Consider the following 16,258-nt stretch of genomic DNA (forward strand, 5'->3'; position numbering starts at 1 on the left):
GAGACGGTGCACCGGGTGCATTCCGTCATGCCAACCGAGCCATAAGGCTCATGACCTGGACCAGTCATGGGGCAGGATTGCAGGTGGTTCGTGCAAGAGAATATTCCGGGTTGAATATTCTGGTCATAACGAACTTCCCGTTGTCTTGCCCGTGGCGTGTCCGCCAACCCGGATGATGTCCCAGCGCTTTTGCGCGGCGTCTCCATATAAGGACGAGATATGTTCAATACACATAAAGTAGAAATCGAATGGGGCGGTCGTCCGCTTACACTCGAAACCGGTAAGATCGCCCGTCAGGCTGACGGTGCCGTTCTTGCAACCTACGGCGAAACCGTTGTTCTGGCGACTGTCGTTTCTGCCAAGGAACCAAAGCCGGGTCAGGATTTCTTCCCGCTGACCGTAAACTATCAGGAAAAGACCTACGCAGCTGGCAAGATTCCTGGTGGATATTTCAAGCGTGAAGGCCGTCCAAGCGAAAACGAAACGCTTGTTTCGCGTCTGATTGACCGTCCGATCCGCCCACTGTTCGTTGATGGCTACAAGAACGATACACAGGTTGTTCTCACCGTCATTCAGCATGACCTTGAAAACAATCCGGACATTCTGTCGATGGTTGCAGCATCGGCTGCACTGACCCTTTCCGGCGTTCCTTTCATGGGCCCGATCGGTGGCGCGCGCGTCGGTTACATCAACGGCGAATATGTGCTGAACCCGAATATCGACGAAATGCCGGAATCGAAGCTTGATCTGGTTGTTGCCGGTACTGCTGATGCCGTTCTGATGGTGGAATCGGAAGCACAGGAACTCTCCGAAGATGTCATGCTCGGCGCTGTTGTTTTCGGACAGCAGGGCTTCCGTCCCGTCATCGATGCGATCATCAAGCTTGCTGAAGTTGCAGCCAAAGAACCACGTGACTTCCAGCCGGAAGACCTGTCGGACCTTGAAGCCAAGATGCTCGCAGTTGTTGAAAACGATCTGCGCGATGCTTACAAGATCACCGAAAAGCAGGCGCGTTATCTGGCTGTTGACGCTGCCAAGGCCAAGGCGAAAGATCACTTCTTCCCCGAAGGCGTTGAAGAACCGGAATTCTCGACTGAACAATTCGCTACTGTTTTCAAGCATCTTCAGGCGAAGATCGTTCGCTGGAACATTCTGGATACCGGCAGCCGTATTGATGGTCGTGATCTTTCGACCGTTCGTTCGATTGTTTCGGAAGTTGGCCTTCTGCCACGCACCCACGGCTCGGCGCTGTTCACCCGCGGTGAAACACAGGCCATCGTTGTTGCCACGCTTGGCACCGGCGAAGATGAGCAGATGATTGACGCACTGACGGGGACCTACAAGGAATCCTTCATGCTGCATTACAACTTCCCGCCATATTCGGTCGGTGAAACAGGCCGTATGGGTTCGCCAGGCCGTCGTGAAATCGGTCATGGCAAGCTCGCATGGCGCGCAATCCACCCAATGCTGCCAGCTGCTGAACAGTTCCCATACACGATCCGCGCTGTTTCCGAGATTACCGAATCCAACGGTTCGTCATCGATGGCTACCGTTTGCGGCACCTCGCTGGCGCTGATGGATGCAGGCGTTCCAATCATCCGTCCGGTCGCTGGTATTGCGATGGGCTTGATCAAGGAAGGCGAACGCTTCGCTGTTCTCTCCGATATTCTCGGTGATGAAGATCACCTCGGCGACATGGATTTCAAGGTTGCCGGTACGGAAAACGGCATCACTGCTCTTCAGATGGACATCAAGATCGACGGTATCACCGAAGAGATCATGAAGGTTGCTCTGGAACAGGCAAAGGGCGGTCGCGTTCACATTCTGGGTGAAATGAGCAAGGCTCTTTCCACCTCGCGTGAAGAACTCGGTGAGTTTGCTCCGCGCATCGAAGTGATGAACATTCCAACCGACAAGATCCGTGATGTTATCGGCTCGGGCGGCAAGGTCATTCGCGAAATCGTCGAAAAGACAGGCGCGAAGATCAACATCGAAGACGATGGTACGGTCAAGATTGCTTCGTCCAACGGCAAGGAAATCGAAGCCGCCAAGAAGTGGATTCATTCGATTGTTGCAGAACCGGAAGTCGGCGAAATCTACGAAGGTACGGTGGTTAAGGCCGCTGACTTCGGCGCTTTCGTGAACTTCTTCGGTCCACGCGATGGTCTGGTTCACATTTCGCAGCTGGCTGCTGACCGCGTTGCCAAGACCACGGATGTGGTCAAGGAAGGCCAGAAAGTCTGGGTCAAGCTCATGGGCTTTGACGAGCGTGGCAAGGTTCGCCTGTCGATGAAGGTTGTCGATCAGGAAACCGGCAAGGAAATCGTTGCTGAAAAGAAGGCAGAAGCCGACGCTGAATAAGCGCTGCAGTCTGCAATCAATTGAGAAAGAGCGCGTCCCAGGGCATTTGGGGCGCGCTTTTTTGTTGCGCGCAGAACAATTGAACGGCATGGGTGAAGCATGATGACACCAGCACAAAAAACACTGTTTCTGCCGTTCGAGCAGGATATTCTGGATATTCCTGAAGAGGGCCAGTCCTTCCTCGCCTGTGGAATTTCTGCGGACCGGTCGCTTGAGGACGAATGGAAGCAGGCGCTGACCTGCCTGCAACCATGGCGCCCGGATTTTCTGGCGCTGAAAAAGGAAGGCTTTCAGGTTGAGCCGAGGTTGCCCGACAGTGCGCGTTTTTCCGGCGGGCTACTTCTGCTCGGAAAACATCGCGGGCGCAATGAGGCGTGGTTTGCGGAGCTTTTGACGCGTGTTGAGCCGGGTGGCTGGATCGTTGTCTGTGGCGACAAGAAACTGGGCGTTGACAGTTTCCGCAAATGGGTCGGCAATATTGCGCAAATCAGCGACCGCCTGTCCAAGAACCATGCCGTGGCATTCTGGTTGCAGCGTCCGGCCGATCTCGATGATGACTTCATCCATGCGTTGAAACCGCTGGCAGCTGATATTGACGAAGTGTTCCGCACCGAACCCGGCATGTTCTCACATGGCGCCATCGACAAGGGTTCAGCGCTGCTCGTTCCCCATATGGAAAAGATCGTGTTCGGCCATGTTGCGGATTTGGGTGCTGGCTGGGGCTATCTTGCAGCACAAAGCTTGAAACATGTTGATCGCCTCAAGAGCATCGATCTCTTCGAGGCTGATTACGAGGCACTGGAAGCCGCTCGCGGCAATCTGCAGCGTCTCAGTCCGTCTGTGCCGATTGCGTTCAACTGGTTTGACGTGACGAGTGAAAAGCTGACGGGCATTTATGACACCGTCATCATGAACCCGCCCTTTCACGAAGGACGGGCGACCGACATGTCGCTTGGTCAGACGTTTATTGCTGCGGCTGCCTCACGGCTCAAGGTTGGCGGACGCTTGCTGATGGTTGCAAACCGCCAGTTGCCCTATGAGGCGACACTCAAGAGCGTGTTCAAGAATGTGAGTGTGCTTGAAGAGGCAAATGGCTTCAAAATCTTTGATGCAAAAAAGTAATTAAAAAAGCCACCCTCGCAGGTGGCTTTTTTGTTGGTGAAAACAAAGCTTATTCGCCGCGTTCGGCATCTGAGCTTTTGAGTTCTTCCAGGGTGGGCATCGAAACGATGTTATAGCCCGAATCCACATAATGGATTTCGCCGGTCACACCGCTCGAAAGATCCGACAGCAGATAAACAGCCGATTTGCCGACGTCGTCGATATCGACGGTGCGACGCAGTGGCGAATTGCGGCGCTGATAGCTGAAGATTGCGCGTGCATCGCCAATGCCGGCACCAGCCAGCGTGCGCACAGGACCGGCTGAGATCGCGTTCACACGAATGCCCTGCGGGCCGTAATCGGCAGCCAGATAACGAACCATCGCTTCAAGGGCTGCTTTTGCGACGCCCATGACGTTGTAGTTCGGGATCGTGCGAGTCGAACCGCCATAGGTCAGCGTCAGGATCGAGCCGCCGTCCTTCATAAGCTTTTCTGCACGCTGTGCCATTTCGGTGAAGGAGTAGGCGGAAATCACCATGGTGCGACTGAAATTATCACGTGTGGTGACGTCTGCGTAACGTCCCTTCAGCTCCGTTTTATCCGAGAAGCCGATGGCATGAACGATGAAATCGAGCTTACCCCATTTCTTCTCGATTTCAGCAAAAACAGCGTCAACTGAAGCGATATCTTCAACATCACAAGGCAGAACCATATCCGAACCGACTTGTTCGGCCAGCGGCTTTACGCGTTTACCGAGCGCATCACCCTGATAGGTGAATGCCAGTTCGGCGCCCTGTGCTGCAAGCTGCCTAGAAATTCCCCATGCGAGTGAATGATTATTCGCGACCCCCATAATGAGGCCGCGTTTACCTTGCATCAAGCCTTCCATATTTTCCCTCTCTCTCAGCTCTCGTAACGCTGGAAAACCAGCGTCGCATTGGTGCCGCCAAACCCGAAGGAGTTGGAAAGCACGGTGTTGAGCTGAGCATTATCAATACGCTTGCGGACGATAGGCATGTCCGCGAAGGCAGGATCCAGTTCTTCGATGTGAGCGCTTTCGCAGATGAAGTTGTTCTTCATCATCAAAAGCGAGTAAATTGCTTCCTGCACGCCCGTTGCACCCAGCGAATGGCCGGTCAGCGACTTTGTGGCGGCAATGGGTGGGCAGGCATCGCCCGATCCGAAAATCTGGCGAATGGCGTCGATTTCCGGTGCATCGCCAGCAGGTGTCGAAGTGGCGTGCGGATTGATGTAGTCAATCTTGCCCTTGACGGTTGAAAGCGCCATTTTCATGCAGCGAATGGCACCTTCGCCCGAAGGCGCAACCATGTCGTAGCCGTCAGATGTCGCACCATAGCCGACGATTTCGCCGTAAATTTTGGCGCCACGCGCAAGGGCTGTTTCAAGGTCTTCCAGCACGAGAACGCCAGCACCACCTGCAATCACAAAACCATCGCGGTTCTTGTCATAGGCGCGCGAAGCAGTTGACGGCGTGTCATTATATTTTGACGACATGGCACCCATGGCATCAAACAGCACCGAAAGGGTCCAGTCGAGGTCTTCACAGCCACCCGCGAAAACGCGGTCCTGCTTGCCATACTGAATCATTTCATAGGCATTGCCGATGCAATGATTCGATGTCGCACAAGCCGAAGAGATCGAATAATTCACGCCCTTGATCTTGAAGAAGGTCGCGAGCGTTGCCGATGCGGTCGAGCTCATGGCTTTCGGCACGGCAAAAGGGCCAACGCGTTTGGGGCCTTTTTCACGGGTGATGTCGGCACTGTCGACAATCGTGCGTGTCGAAGGACCGCCGGAACCCATGATGATGCCTGTGCGGTCGTTGGAGACTTCCTCTTGCGAAAGTCCGGCATCGGCAATCGCCTGATCCATGGCGATGTGGTTCCAGGCCGTACCACGGCCATGGAAACGCATGGCGCGGCGGTCTACAAGCGCCTCGACATCGATCTTCGGGGTACCGTGTACCTGACAACGGAATCCGAGTTCGGCATATTCTTCAGCACGGGAAATGCCGGATTTGGCCTCACGCAGAGAGGTTGTAACCTCTTCGGTGTTATTTCCAATTGAGGATACAATCCCCATACCCGTTACGACCACACGCCGCATCGCGTTCTCCTTTGCACCTGTTTCGTGTGATCAGCCGGCGAGGCTGATCTCTTAACGATTAGATAGGTGCGATCTTCGCATGTTTTGAGCGCGGCCGTATGAAAACTCGATGTTTTCTACGGTCGCGCCCGTGAATGATGATAAATTTAAGCGCTTTCGCTGTCTTTCGAAAGGCCAACACGCAGGTCGCTTGCCTTATAGATGGTTTCGCCGTCTGCTTTCAGCCAGCCATCGGCTGTGCCCAGAACAAGACGACCGCGCATCACACGCTTGAAGTCAATGCCATATTGCAGAAGCTTGGTGGTCGGGCGAACCATGCCCTTGAACTTCACTTCGCCGGTGGACAGCGCCATACCACGACCGGGTTCACCCAGCCAGCCAAGGAAGAAGCCCGTCAGCTGCCACATGCCGTCGAGGCCAAGACAGCCCGGCATGATTGGGTTGCCCTGAAAATGGCATGGGAAGTACCAGTCATCGGGGCTGACGTCGTATTCGGCACGGATATAGCCCTTGTCGAACTCGCCGCCTGTTTCGGAAATTTCGGTGATGCGGTGCACCATCAGCATTGGCGGCAGGGGGAGCTGTGCATTGCCGGGACCGAACAACTCGCCGCGCGCGCAGCTCAAGAGCTCTTCATACCCGTAGCTCGATTTCTGTTCTGCCATTACGCCTCCCTTGAGGATTATTCTGCTGTGACCATTTCTGCGTCAGAAACGGTCGGGTTGTCGTCTTTCGGGAACACCTCTAACACAGAGTGTTTCCATCAGTAAAATAGTGCCGGTGGCTTTCCAAAAAAAGGCGGGATTGCCATGCCTATTGATACTTAATCCGCAACGGCATATATCAATGTCAGTATGCAATGGGCAACAGCCCGTTTAATGTTTGACGAAATTGCTACAAGCTTGTGACGGATCCAAGGGTGAAAATGCAGAATTATCATGCCAGCCACTCGATGGTTTCAATGGAAGAGCGGCTTCGCGGCGCGGGTTTGCGCCCGACGCGCCAGCGTGTTTCGCTTGCCAATCTGATCTATGCGCAGGGCGACCGCCATCTTTCCGCTGAAGACCTTCATGAAGAAGCAGTCCTCGCAAATGTGCCGGTCTCGCTTGCGACTGTCTACAACACGCTGCACCAGTTCACCGAAGCCGGCATGCTGCGCATTATTGCGGTCGAAGGGTCGAAAACTTATTTCGATACCAATATTTCCGACCACCAGCATTTCTTCCTCGAAGGCGAGAATGTGGTTTTCGATATACCGCACGGTGAGCGTGGACAGCCAACCGTTTCCAACATGCCCGAAGCGCCGCAGGGTATGGAAATCGTCAATGTGGACATTATCGTCCGCCTTCGCCGCAAGACGCGTTAGGCATTTGGTATAATTTTCTAAAAAGGCAGCCTTTTCGGGCTGCTTTTTTGTTGCGCGCTGAAGTCTAAAATGATTCATCCGACCCATCCCTTTCTCAGGCGCATTTGAAAGCGGTCCTCCCAACCGGGCATGAATGCGTCGATAACGATTTGACAGGAGACGTCTATGCGTAAGTTGATCATTGCGGCCACCGCATTCGCCCTTTTCTCAACGGCAAGCGCTTTTGCCGAAAAGATCCGCATCGGCGTGACGCCCGGTCCGCATGCGCAGATCATGGAAAAGGTCAAGGAAGTCGCAGCGACCAAGGGCATGGACATCGATATCCAGGAATTTTCTGACTATGTGATTCCCAACATGGCGCTGGCCGATAAGGCCCTTGAGGCCAATTCCTTCCAGCATCAGCCCTATCTCGACAATCAGGTTGCAGATCGCGGCTTTCCCATTGAGACCGTGGCACAAACGGTCAATTTCCCGATGGGTCTCTATTCGAAAAAGCTGAAAAATATCTCGGAACTGGCGGATGGTGCCACCATTGCCATCCCGAATGATCCGACCAATGGCGGTCGCGCGCTGCTGGTGCTTGCCGATAATGGTCTGATCAAGCTTGATTCTTCGAAAGGCCTGAAGGTTACATCAATCGATGTGACGGAAAACCCGAAGAACCTGAAGTTCGTGGAACTGGATGCAGCGCAACTGCCGCGCTCACTCGAAGATGTGGATGCTGCGGTCATCAACACCAATTATGCCTTGGAAGCAGGCCTCAACCCGGCAGGCGATGCCCTGATCCGCGAAGGTGAAAAGGCGCCTTATGTCAATGTGCTGGTCGTGCGCAGCGAAGACAAGGATGCTGAATGGGTCAAGACGCTCATCAGCAGCTATCACAGCCCGGAAGTGAAGCAGTTTATTGCAGAAACCTTCAAGGGCTCGGTTATTCCAGCCTGGTAAGAACCCATAAAGAATAGGAATGAAAAGCGGGACGAGCAATCGCCCCGCTTCTTTATTATGCCTTGATTTCCATCAGGATATTGGCAAATGGAAGTCCGTTGTCATCCTGCGCACGGCGGCTGATTTCCCGAAAACCAAGCTTTTGATAAAACGCACAAGCGCTTCTATTGTCGGCATAAACCTCAAGTGAGAGTTTGCCTTTCTCTGCCAGAGCATGGTTGATTAAACGGCGCCCGATGCCATGGCCCTGATCGTGCGGATCGACAAACAGTCCGCCGATAAAGCTGTCCAGCAGGCCGATAAAGCCCACAGGCCTGCGCTCAAGGACCGCAACAAAAGTTTCGGACTTTTCCAGATACACGTCTTCGATCAGCTTTCGTTGCTTGCGCAGCAAATCCTGACCCAGAAATGCATGGGCTTCCATCGAAGCGCGATACCAGATGGACGACAAACTTGGTTTGTCCGTCGCTTCATAAGCGCGGATGTCGATAATCCTGTTTTTCATGATGTTTCCAGAGTTTTGATATGCACAAAAATCCCACCCCGCTGGGTGAGGTCCAAATCCGTTAAAACGGCAACAATGAACGTCTGCGCATAAAACTCCTTCTTATCTTTGCTTCGTGAGAATTAATCTCACAAACGGTGTAGCGTCAAGATAGGGGCGATACAGGATCAGTCAAACACCTCATCCGGGTAAACTCCCCAGAGGTCGGATTGTTTGATCCAGCCGCGCGTACCCTGCACGTCCATCCGGCACCATTGCCCGTTGCATTCGCGCACGGTGCCGATCACATTGGGCTCAATTTCTGCTGCGACGCTGGCCGTTTCCACTGGATCACGGCGCATGATGATCATGGAGCCTGCATCGTTTTTGAGCCAGGGTGCTGTCACAGCCGTGCGCTTGCCGGAAAGAAGTGACTGATAGACCCAGCCTTCCGTGCCATCGGCATCGCGGATGCGGCGCCAGTTGTCATATTCCTGAATGATTTCGACAGGCAGGCCGGATTTCATGAACAGCCACGAAACCGCATAATCACGTCCCGGCCCGATGCGCAGATTGACGCGCGCCGGTTTGAGACTGACAAAGCGCGGCACAGGCAGCCCGCTTGCACCAAGTGTGGTGCCGGCGGGGGATGCGGCATTGGCGGCGTGCGTGGTTGGTGCGCCAAGAGATGCGATGACCAAAAGCAATGCGATGCTGCCAAGCACTGCGATGAAAAAGCGTTGCGAAAGTACTCGGTACAATTCTGACCTCTCGCCGTCCTGTCATGTCGATGCAGTTTCAGGACAGGGGGAGGAGCGTCTGAAACCGCTGAATTAATAAATTTCGCGGTTTTCCCGCGTTTGATGCCGTTTTAACGATTCTGTTTTTCTTTGTCTTTGCTGCGCCGCCTTGCTAGAGATGAGCAGCCGAAGCAAAATCACATATTGCACCTTCTTGGTTAAGGAGGTCTCAACGTGTTAAACGGCAAGGCAGGTTTCCTGTGAAATTTGTGCGCCTGCACAGGTGGTATTGCTCAAATAATGGGCTCACAAAAATGGGGTGGAGATGTCGAACAAGAAAAAGCCGCTGGTTGTTCTGACCCGGAAACTGCCTGACCCGGTGGAAACCCGAATGCGGGAATTGTTCGAGGCCCGTTTGAACATAGACGACCATCGCATGTCGCAGCCCGAAATCATCGCAGCGATGAAAGAGGCTGATGTTCTGGTGCCTTGCATCACTGATGTGATTGATGCGGCAGCGATTGAGCAGGCTGGGCCCAATCTCAAACTCATCGCCAATTTCGGCAATGGTGTTGATAATATCGATGTGGCTGCGGCTGCAAAGCGCGGTATTACCGTCACCAACACGCCCAATGTTCTCACCGAAGACACCGCTGATATGACGCTGGCGCTCCTTCTCATGGTGCCGCGCCGTCTGGTTGAAGGGGCCAACGTGCTCAATGAGCGCGATGGCCAGTGGCCGGGCTGGTCGCCGACATGGATGCTCGGCCGCCGCATCTGGGGCAAGCGCCTGGGTATTGTCGGCATGGGCCGCATCGGCACGGCGGTTGCGCGCCGCGCCAAGGCTTTCGGACTTTCGATCCACTATCACAACCGCAAGCGGGTGAGCGCGCAGATCGAAGAAGAGCTGGAAGCCACCTATTGGGACAGCCTTGATCAGATGTTGGCCCGTATGGACATCATCTCGGTCAATTGTCCCTCGACACCGGCAACGTTTCATCTGCTTTCCGCGCGCAGGATCGCGTTGATGCAGCCGACGGCTTATCTGGTGAATACAGCGCGTGGCCAGATTATCGATGAAAATGCGCTGGTCGATCTGATTGAGCAGGGCAAGCTTGCCGGTGCAGGCCTTGATGTTTTCGAACATGAACCTGCGGTCAATCCGCGCCTGCTCTCACTGGCGCAAAAGGGCAAGGTCGTCTTGCTGCCGCATATGGGGTCGGCCACGATTGAGGGCCGTGTTGATATGGGTGACAAGGTGATCATCAATATCAGGGCTTTTGTCGACGGTCATCGTCCGCCGGACCGTGTGCTTCCGAACAGAACCTGACTTTATTTGCTGGCGGTGAGACGATCAGCAGCCGCATCATCAGCGATGAAGGTGAGCACCGATCGTGCATAAAGGCGCGGGTTTTCCGCCGGAACGCTATGGCCCGAATCGGGCAGGATGATCAGTTTCGCACCCGGAATATGATGCGCCATGAATTCCGTATGCTCGCGTGTGATGGCCGTATCGTGATCACCGATCACGATGGCGGTTCGCACATTGATTTTTGCGAGATCATCAATCGAATAATTCGGCTCATTGGCCCAAAGGGCATGAATTTCCTTGTCGATGCTTGCATAATGGCGCAGTTCGGGAATTGGCTTGCCTTGCGCGCGCGCCAGCGCAAAGCCGGTTGAGCCTTCCGGCGTGACATTGGCAGCCTGTGCGAACAGGCTTTTCAATCGTTGAGGATAACGCATGGCAATATCGAGACCAATTATGCCGCCATCGCTCCAGCCAACCAGATCGACTTTGTCAATGTTGAGATAATCGAGCAGCGCCACATAATCATCGGCCATCAAGTCATAGGTGATCGGTTTATTGGTGCGTGTCGAGCGCCCTTGTCCGCGGCTGTCTGCCACAATCACCATATGATCGCGTGCCAGAATCGGCAGTTGCGCATCCCAGACATGCTGGTCGGAAAGACCGCCATGGATCAGCAGGATCGGCGGACCTTTGCCCACGACACGGTAATACATTTCAATGCCGTTGACGCTGGCAAAGCTTGCCGGGGACGCCGTTATGGTCATACGGGAAATTCTTTCAAACGAGACGGCTGAAGGCAAAAAAAGGGCGAGACCGAGAATGAGCCCTGCGATTCTTATTGTCGCTTTTGCCTTCATGGTCGCACACTTACGGCCTGCGGATCAGTGTTGGCAGATCATAAAGATAGGCGATCCGCTTGATGGCATCCTTAAGCGGCTCCAATGTGACGCTCATCGTGTGACCGCTGGCATGGATCAGCATGTCAGGCGCAGCACAAATGGCAACGTGGCCTTTCCAGAAGACGAGATCGCCGCGCTTGAGATTGGAATAATCCGCATCAGGCGCGACAACCTCGCCGAGCGTGTTTTGCTGCATATCCGAATCGCGCAACACTTTGCGACCCGCCACCCACATTGAAAGCTGGACAAGGCCGGAACAATCAATACCAAAGCCGGATGTCCCGCCCCAGAGATAGGGCGTATGCATGAGCGTTTCGGCAACCGCAACGAAATCCTCGGCATGGTCGCTCAATGGCTTGAGATGCCGGGCAATCAGCGCTTCGCCGCTCGCAAGCAGCGCATATTCGGTGCCGCGTTTTTCAGAGGAGCCGACGATTCGCACGCGCGAGCCAAGCGACAATGTTCTGGTGTGCGGGAAGCGAAGATCATTGCCAGGATAGACGAATGTGCGCGGCGCGATCACCATATGCGTCGCCTCAGCTTCCGGCTTTTCGAGTGAAGCCGCTGATACGTAGCCGGTATAGCCGTCGCGTTCAGCCTGAACCCAGCACCAGCCATCCTGTTCGTCAAAAACACGAACCCTATCGCCGAAGATAATTTGCGTTTGCGGTCCGCTGTCCGGGCGAGGGTCGGCGCGCAGATCGACCACCGAATCGCAAACCTGCATCACTGTGCCGGACGTAAAACGCCTCGCCTCCACCTGACCGCTCAACCGTTCATCGGCGAGATCGGGACGGTAGGCATTCAAACGATGGTCGAGCATGCTCACAATGGTAACTCCCTGGCATTGGCGATCACCAGATCGCCCAGTCTTTCGACATAAAGCGCGCCAGCGACTGTTCTTTTAACTAGCACATTTCGACGATCTTTTTCATCACGATGCCGGGAGACGAGATTGAGCGTGCCCATCGTGTCGAGCGCACGCGTTATCACCGGCTTGGTGACATTCAGCTTGGCTGCAAGGCCGCGCACCGTATGCGGCGGCGGCTCCAGATAAATGGTCAGAAGAACAGCAACCTGCCGCGTGGTCAGGTCAGGCATTTCATCCTGCACCTGTGCCAGCGAAAGCGTTCTCAGCAATGTCAGTGCCTGCAAAGGCTTCAGTTCAACGGGCATGTCATACCGAATGCTTGGTCATTGTTTCGGACCCGTATCATTCAACGCTGTTTTCTTTTTGCAGGCAAGTCATTTCATCTTTGTTGCGACCGGGCTGCGTATTTCTCTTTGAGAAGCGCATAAAGCGCCCGAATGGCCTGTGCTTCGCCGCCAACAGGCGAAGCAGGCTTTTCGACGGGCACCCAGCCGTAAATATCGAAATGCGCCCAAGCCTTTGCCTTCTCAACAAAGCGGCTCAGGAACAGAGCAGCCGTAACGGAACCGGCAAAACCATCGGTGGTGACATTGTTGAGATCCGCAACGCGCGATGAGAGTTTTTGCGTATAGGGCTGCCACAGCGGCATGCGCCAGAGCGGATCAGCCGTCTCGGTGGCTTTGTCTGCAATGGTCGCAGCCAGCGCATCATCATGTGTGTAGAAAGGCGGCAGATCGGGGCCGAGTGCGACGCGCGCAGCCCCTGTGAGCGTTGCCATGTCGATGATCAGGTCCGGCTCTTCTTCATCGGCCAGTGTCAGCGCATCGGCCAGAACCAGACGGCCTTCCGCATCGGTATTGCCGATTTCCACCGTTAACCCTTTGCGGCTTTGCAGCACATCGCTCGGGCGGAATGCATTGCCTGCAATCGAATTTTCGACCGCCGGGATGAGCACGCGCAGCCGCACGGGGAGCTTGGCATCCATGATCATGGACGCAAGGCCCAGCACATTGGCAGCGCCACCCATGTCTTTCTTCATCAGCAACATGCCGCTTGCAGCCTTAATGTCGAGACCGCCGGTATCAAAGCATACGCCTTTCCCGACCAGCGTGATTTTCGGATCGCTGTCCTTGCCCCATGTGAGATCGATAAGGCGCGGCGCGATGCTGCCTGCGCGACCGACCGCATGGATCATCGGGAAGTTTTGTTTGAGCAGCGCATCACCTTCAATGGTGCTGACTTTCGCGCCATTTCTGGAAGCAAGATCGCGCGTTGCCTGTTCCAGCGCGTCCGGCCCCATATCATTGGTGGGCGTGTTGATGAGGTCACGTGCCAGCGTCACGGCATACGCAATCGATTGCATTTCTGCGGCATCCACACCTTCCGGCACCGCCAGACGGATCATCTTGTCGCTGCCCTTGCGGTAGCGCGTGAAATTATAGCCACCCATCAAGAAGGCGAGGGCAGTCAGCTCGGCGTGATCCGGTTTTCCTTCAATGTGCCAGTCGCCTTCGGGCAGACCACGCGCCAGTTTTCCGGCGAGCAACTGCGACTGTCCGCCCTGTGCAATATCTCCTGTGCCAAACAGCGCCCCGGCAATCGTTCCATCGGTACCGGGAAGCACCAGAACCTGACCGGCCTGGCCGTTAAAATCATTGGCCTTCGCCCAGCTTAGGGCATCCTGCGTCAATCCCGCCTGATCAATGGCATTTTTGCTGATGAACCAGACTGGGCGGCTTTCGGCTGATTTTGCGGCTATGATCTCAACGGTCATGATAATCCTCGGCAATAAAAATTTATAATAACTCCAATAAACAAATAGCCCCCCTGCGTGAACCGGGTGGCTATTCAATTCTGCATGAAGCGATGAAATTCAGCGTTGATCGTAAGTTTGAACCTGCGCTGCACGATAGTCAAAAGCGGAAGCGGGCTTTCCTGCAAAAAGCGCCATACCACTGACGACAGCAATAATCGCCAGCGCACCGATGAGTGTGCATTCGATCATCGCTGCACCCGATCTGTTCTTGAAAAAGCGCGTCATCAAAGCCGGCATGTTACTTACCCTGAGCTGAAGTCTCGTTGGGGCTTCTTTTATTGCCTGCCAATTGTGATGAGTTTAAGAAACAAGGAAAATAAAACGTTAATATCGGTTGGAAACAGCTTCAATCTGGTTTGGGTTAACGGATGGCAAACACAAGGCGATAGGCTTATATGCGTGTAACCACAGTCATTGCCTGAAAGATGATCAATGCCCGAATTGCCAGAGGTCGAAACGGTTCGCCGGGGTCTTGAACCTTTTATGGAAGGTTCAACAATTGCGCGGGTCGAGCAAAACCGGCCCGATTTGCGCTTTCCCTTTCCGGATCATTTTGTTGAACGTCTAACGGGGCGCCATATAGATGCGCTGGGGCGGCGTGCGAAATATCTGACCCTGCATCTTGATGACGGGCTGTCGATCATCTGCCATCTCGGCATGTCCGGCTCGTTTCGGATTGAAGCGGATGATGCGCAAGCCATACCCGGTGACTTTCATCATGAGCGATCCAAAATCGCCAAACATGATCATGTCGTTTTCCATCTCCTGCGCCCGAATGGTGCAGCCGCACGCATCATTTATAATGATCCACGGCGGTTCGGCTTCATGCTTTTTGCAGAAAAAGGCACGTTGGATATGCATCCTCTGCTCAAAGGGCTGGGCGCTGAACCCACCGGCAATCGCCTGTCAGGTGAATTGCTTGGAACCCTCTTTGAAGGCCGCAAAACACCGCTGAAAGCGGCCCTTCTTGATCAGCGTCTGATTGCTGGACTGGGCAATATCTATGTCTGTGAGGTTTTGTGGCGCTCCCGGCTCTCACCCATGCGGTCTGCGGGTTCCATTGCCAATGATAAGCCGGTGCTTGAGCGTCTGGCGGGCGATATTCGCAGCGTGATTGCCGAGGCGATTGCCGCGGGCGGGTCGAGTCTTAAGGATTACATTCAGGCCAATGGCGCGCTCGGTTATTTTCAGCACTCATTCTCTGTCTATGGGCGTGAGGCGCAGCCATGCCGTGCACCGGGCTGTGGTGCTTTGGTGGAGCGTGCCGTACAGGCGGGCCGCTCGACCTTTTTCTGCGCCTCCTGCCAAAGTTGATATTCGGCTGGTCTTGCCAAATGCAAAGCCTCGGTCCACCTTGGCCGCAAAATATAAACCGATCAAGGAGGAGAGGTTTCCCCATGGCTTATGAAACGATCATTGTAGAAACGCGCGGTGGCGTTGGTCTTGTCCGTCTTAATCGGCCACAGGCGCTTAATGCATTAAACAGCACTGTGCTGAAGGAACTCACCGAAGCACTGGCTGCTTTTGACACCGATGGCAGAATCGGCGCGATCGTTCTGACCGGCTCCGAAAAGGCCTTTGCGGCCGGTGCCGACATTAAAGAAATGCAGCCGATCAACTTCGTTGATGCCTATTTGCAGGACATGTTTGCGGAGTGGCGCAAGGTGGATCGCGTGCGCAAGCCAATCATTGCCGCCGTTTCAGGCTATGCGCTGGGCGGGGGCTGTGAACTTGCCATGATGTGTGATTTCATCATCGCCGCCACCAATGCCAAATTCGGCCAGCCGGAAATTACTCTGGGGGTGATGCCGGGCATGGGTGGCTCGCAGCGTCTCACGCGCTTTGTTGGCAAATCGAAGGCGATGGATATGTGTCTGACGGGGCGCATGATGGAGGCCGAAGAGGCCGAACGCTGCGGCCTTGTCTCGCGTCTGGTTGCACCGGAGGAACTCATCGAAGTGGCGCTGAAGGCGGCGGAACGCATAGCTTCCTTCTCACAGCTCTCCGTGCAGATGGTGAAGGAATCGGTCAATCGTTCTTACGAGACCACCCTTGATGAAGGTTTGCGTTTCGAGCGGCGCCTGTTCCACTCGCTCTTTGCGACGGAAGACCAGAAAGAGGGCATGGCCGCTTTTATCGACAAGCGTACGCCATCTTTCAAGAATCGCTGATCGCGTGATTATAAAGACAGAGCTTCCCGTGCCATTTAGCCAGATTGGCGTCTCAGGCGGCCGAA

Annotated in this window: 17 protein-coding genes; 7 read left to right on the top strand and 10 right to left on the bottom strand. The window is 54.6% G+C overall.

The window, feature by feature from the left end; all coding sequences use genetic code 11:
* The first annotated feature begins 219 nt into the window (after positions 1 to 219).
* A complete protein-coding gene (gene pnp / locus OPR82_RS01270) occupies positions 220 to 2,361 on the top strand; it encodes a polyribonucleotide nucleotidyltransferase (protein ID WP_265982560.1) in 2,142 nt (713 codons plus the stop codon).
* A gap of 99 nt (positions 2,362 to 2,460) precedes the next feature.
* A complete protein-coding gene (locus OPR82_RS01275) occupies positions 2,461 to 3,483 on the top strand; it encodes a class I SAM-dependent methyltransferase (protein ID WP_265982562.1) in 1,023 nt (340 codons plus the stop codon).
* Positions 3,484 to 3,532: 49 nt separating this feature from the next.
* Here the strand turns inward: OPR82_RS01275 and fabI are convergent, their stop codons facing one another.
* The 3 genes from fabI to fabA all read right to left on the bottom strand — a co-directional run bounded on the left by fabI (position 3,533) and on the right by fabA (position 6,254).
* Complete coding sequence (gene fabI / locus OPR82_RS01280) at positions 3,533 to 4,351, bottom strand: enoyl-ACP reductase FabI (RefSeq protein ID WP_265982564.1); 819 nt, start codon at positions 4,349 to 4,351, stop codon at positions 3,533 to 3,535.
* 14 nt (positions 4,352 to 4,365) lie between these two features.
* The gene (fabB, locus tag OPR82_RS01285; protein WP_265982566.1) at positions 4,366 to 5,589 is read right to left on the bottom strand and encodes a beta-ketoacyl-ACP synthase I; all 1,224 of its coding nucleotides are present in this window, start codon (positions 5,587 to 5,589) and stop codon (positions 4,366 to 4,368) included.
* A 146-nt stretch (positions 5,590 to 5,735) separates the two neighbouring features.
* Positions 5,736 to 6,254, bottom strand: coding sequence for a 3-hydroxyacyl-[acyl-carrier-protein] dehydratase FabA (gene fabA, locus OPR82_RS01290; protein WP_265982569.1), 519 nt, complete (start codon positions 6,252 to 6,254; stop codon positions 5,736 to 5,738).
* A 260-nt stretch (positions 6,255 to 6,514) separates the two neighbouring features.
* On the opposite strand from fabA, the gene irrA reads away from it, so the two are divergent.
* Both irrA and OPR82_RS01300 read left to right on the top strand, forming a co-directional pair.
* Complete coding sequence (irrA, locus tag OPR82_RS01295; RefSeq protein WP_265982571.1) at positions 6,515 to 6,955, top strand: iron response transcriptional regulator IrrA; 441 nt, start codon at positions 6,515 to 6,517, stop codon at positions 6,953 to 6,955.
* A gap of 165 nt (positions 6,956 to 7,120) precedes the next feature.
* A complete protein-coding gene (locus OPR82_RS01300) occupies positions 7,121 to 7,900 on the top strand; it encodes a MetQ/NlpA family ABC transporter substrate-binding protein (RefSeq protein WP_265982573.1) in 780 nt (259 codons plus the stop codon).
* A gap of 55 nt (positions 7,901 to 7,955) precedes the next feature.
* Here the strand turns inward: OPR82_RS01300 and OPR82_RS01305 are convergent, their stop codons facing one another.
* Positions 7,956 to 8,405, bottom strand: coding sequence for a GNAT family N-acetyltransferase (locus OPR82_RS01305; RefSeq protein WP_265982576.1), 450 nt, complete (start codon positions 8,403 to 8,405; stop codon positions 7,956 to 7,958).
* A gap of 167 nt (positions 8,406 to 8,572) precedes the next feature.
* Positions 8,573 to 9,145, bottom strand: coding sequence for an SH3 domain-containing protein (locus OPR82_RS01310; protein WP_265982577.1), 573 nt, complete (start codon positions 9,143 to 9,145; stop codon positions 8,573 to 8,575).
* 304 nt (positions 9,146 to 9,449) lie between these two features.
* Between OPR82_RS01310 and OPR82_RS01315 the strand changes: the two genes are divergently transcribed.
* Complete coding sequence (locus OPR82_RS01315) at positions 9,450 to 10,454, top strand: 2-hydroxyacid dehydrogenase (RefSeq protein WP_265982578.1); 1,005 nt, start codon at positions 9,450 to 9,452, stop codon at positions 10,452 to 10,454.
* 2 nt (positions 10,455 to 10,456) lie between these two features.
* Here the strand turns inward: OPR82_RS01315 and OPR82_RS01320 are convergent, their stop codons facing one another.
* The 5 genes from OPR82_RS01320 to OPR82_RS01340 all read right to left on the bottom strand — a co-directional run bounded on the left by OPR82_RS01320 (position 10,457) and on the right by OPR82_RS01340 (position 14,259).
* Entirely contained in the window at positions 10,457 to 11,293 is an 837-nt protein-coding gene (locus OPR82_RS01320) for an alpha/beta fold hydrolase (RefSeq protein ID WP_265982579.1), read from the bottom strand.
* 10 nt (positions 11,294 to 11,303) lie between these two features.
* Positions 11,304 to 12,158, bottom strand: coding sequence for a C40 family peptidase (locus OPR82_RS01325; RefSeq protein ID WP_265983811.1), 855 nt, complete (start codon positions 12,156 to 12,158; stop codon positions 11,304 to 11,306).
* A 2-nt stretch (positions 12,159 to 12,160) separates the two neighbouring features.
* Positions 12,161 to 12,511 (bottom strand): MarR family transcriptional regulator, encoded by a 351-nt coding sequence (locus OPR82_RS01330; protein WP_265982580.1) that lies wholly within the window; start codon positions 12,509 to 12,511, stop codon positions 12,161 to 12,163.
* 74 nt (positions 12,512 to 12,585) lie between these two features.
* Positions 12,586 to 13,980, bottom strand: a complete 1,395-nt coding sequence (locus tag OPR82_RS01335) for a leucyl aminopeptidase family protein (RefSeq protein WP_265982581.1) — start codon at positions 13,978 to 13,980, stop codon at positions 12,586 to 12,588.
* A gap of 99 nt (positions 13,981 to 14,079) precedes the next feature.
* Positions 14,080 to 14,259: a Flp family type IVb pilin gene (locus OPR82_RS01340; RefSeq protein WP_265982582.1), complete on the bottom strand. Its 180-nt coding sequence runs from the start codon at positions 14,257 to 14,259 to the stop codon at positions 14,080 to 14,082.
* Positions 14,260 to 14,454: 195 nt separating this feature from the next.
* Here OPR82_RS01340 and mutM point away from each other — a divergent pair, with 195 nt between their 5' ends.
* Both mutM and OPR82_RS01350 read left to right on the top strand, forming a co-directional pair.
* Positions 14,455 to 15,336 (top strand): bifunctional DNA-formamidopyrimidine glycosylase/DNA-(apurinic or apyrimidinic site) lyase, encoded by an 882-nt coding sequence (mutM, locus tag OPR82_RS01345; RefSeq protein WP_265982583.1) that lies wholly within the window; start codon positions 14,455 to 14,457, stop codon positions 15,334 to 15,336.
* Positions 15,337 to 15,419: 83 nt separating this feature from the next.
* Positions 15,420 to 16,193, top strand: coding sequence for an enoyl-CoA hydratase (locus tag OPR82_RS01350; protein WP_265982584.1), 774 nt, complete (start codon positions 15,420 to 15,422; stop codon positions 16,191 to 16,193).
* The last annotated feature ends 65 nt before the right edge of the window (positions 16,194 to 16,258 follow it).

It is taken from the genome of Ochrobactrum chromiisoli (genome assembly GCF_026241335.1).
Lineage (GTDB): Bacteria > Pseudomonadota > Alphaproteobacteria > Rhizobiales > Rhizobiaceae > Brucella > Brucella chromiisoli.

What these genes read in the sequence shown, in the direction of transcription:
- OPR82_RS01325 (WP_265983811.1), bottom strand. Translation starts at nt 12,158, where the DNA reads ATGCTCGACCATCGTTTGAATGCCTACCGTCCCGATCTCGCCGATGAA.
- pnp (WP_265982560.1), top strand. Translation starts at nt 220, where the DNA reads ATGTTCAATACACATAAAGTAGAAATCGAATGGGGCGGTCGTCCGCTT.
- OPR82_RS01330 (WP_265982580.1), bottom strand. Translation starts at nt 12,511, where the DNA reads ATGCCCGTTGAACTGAAGCCTTTGCAGGCACTGACATTGCTGAGAACG.
- OPR82_RS01275 (WP_265982562.1), top strand. Translation starts at nt 2,461, where the DNA reads ATGATGACACCAGCACAAAAAACACTGTTTCTGCCGTTCGAGCAGGAT.
- OPR82_RS01305 (WP_265982576.1), bottom strand. Translation starts at nt 8,405, where the DNA reads ATGAAAAACAGGATTATCGACATCCGCGCTTATGAAGCGACGGACAAA.
- fabB (WP_265982566.1), bottom strand. Translation starts at nt 5,589, where the DNA reads ATGCGGCGTGTGGTCGTAACGGGTATGGGGATTGTATCCTCAATTGGA.
- OPR82_RS01340 (WP_265982582.1), bottom strand. Translation starts at nt 14,259, where the DNA reads ATGCCGGCTTTGATGACGCGCTTTTTCAAGAACAGATCGGGTGCAGCG.
- OPR82_RS01320 (WP_265982579.1), bottom strand. Translation starts at nt 11,293, where the DNA reads ATGAAGGCAAAAGCGACAATAAGAATCGCAGGGCTCATTCTCGGTCTC.
- fabA (WP_265982569.1), bottom strand. Translation starts at nt 6,254, where the DNA reads ATGGCAGAACAGAAATCGAGCTACGGGTATGAAGAGCTCTTGAGCTGC.
- OPR82_RS01315 (WP_265982578.1), top strand. Translation starts at nt 9,450, where the DNA reads ATGTCGAACAAGAAAAAGCCGCTGGTTGTTCTGACCCGGAAACTGCCT.
- mutM (WP_265982583.1), top strand. Translation starts at nt 14,455, where the DNA reads ATGCCCGAATTGCCAGAGGTCGAAACGGTTCGCCGGGGTCTTGAACCT.
- OPR82_RS01335 (WP_265982581.1), bottom strand. Translation starts at nt 13,980, where the DNA reads ATGACCGTTGAGATCATAGCCGCAAAATCAGCCGAAAGCCGCCCAGTC.
- fabI (WP_265982564.1), bottom strand. Translation starts at nt 4,351, where the DNA reads ATGGAAGGCTTGATGCAAGGTAAACGCGGCCTCATTATGGGGGTCGCG.
- OPR82_RS01300 (WP_265982573.1), top strand. Translation starts at nt 7,121, where the DNA reads ATGCGTAAGTTGATCATTGCGGCCACCGCATTCGCCCTTTTCTCAACG.
- OPR82_RS01350 (WP_265982584.1), top strand. Translation starts at nt 15,420, where the DNA reads ATGGCTTATGAAACGATCATTGTAGAAACGCGCGGTGGCGTTGGTCTT.
- irrA (WP_265982571.1), top strand. Translation starts at nt 6,515, where the DNA reads ATGCAGAATTATCATGCCAGCCACTCGATGGTTTCAATGGAAGAGCGG.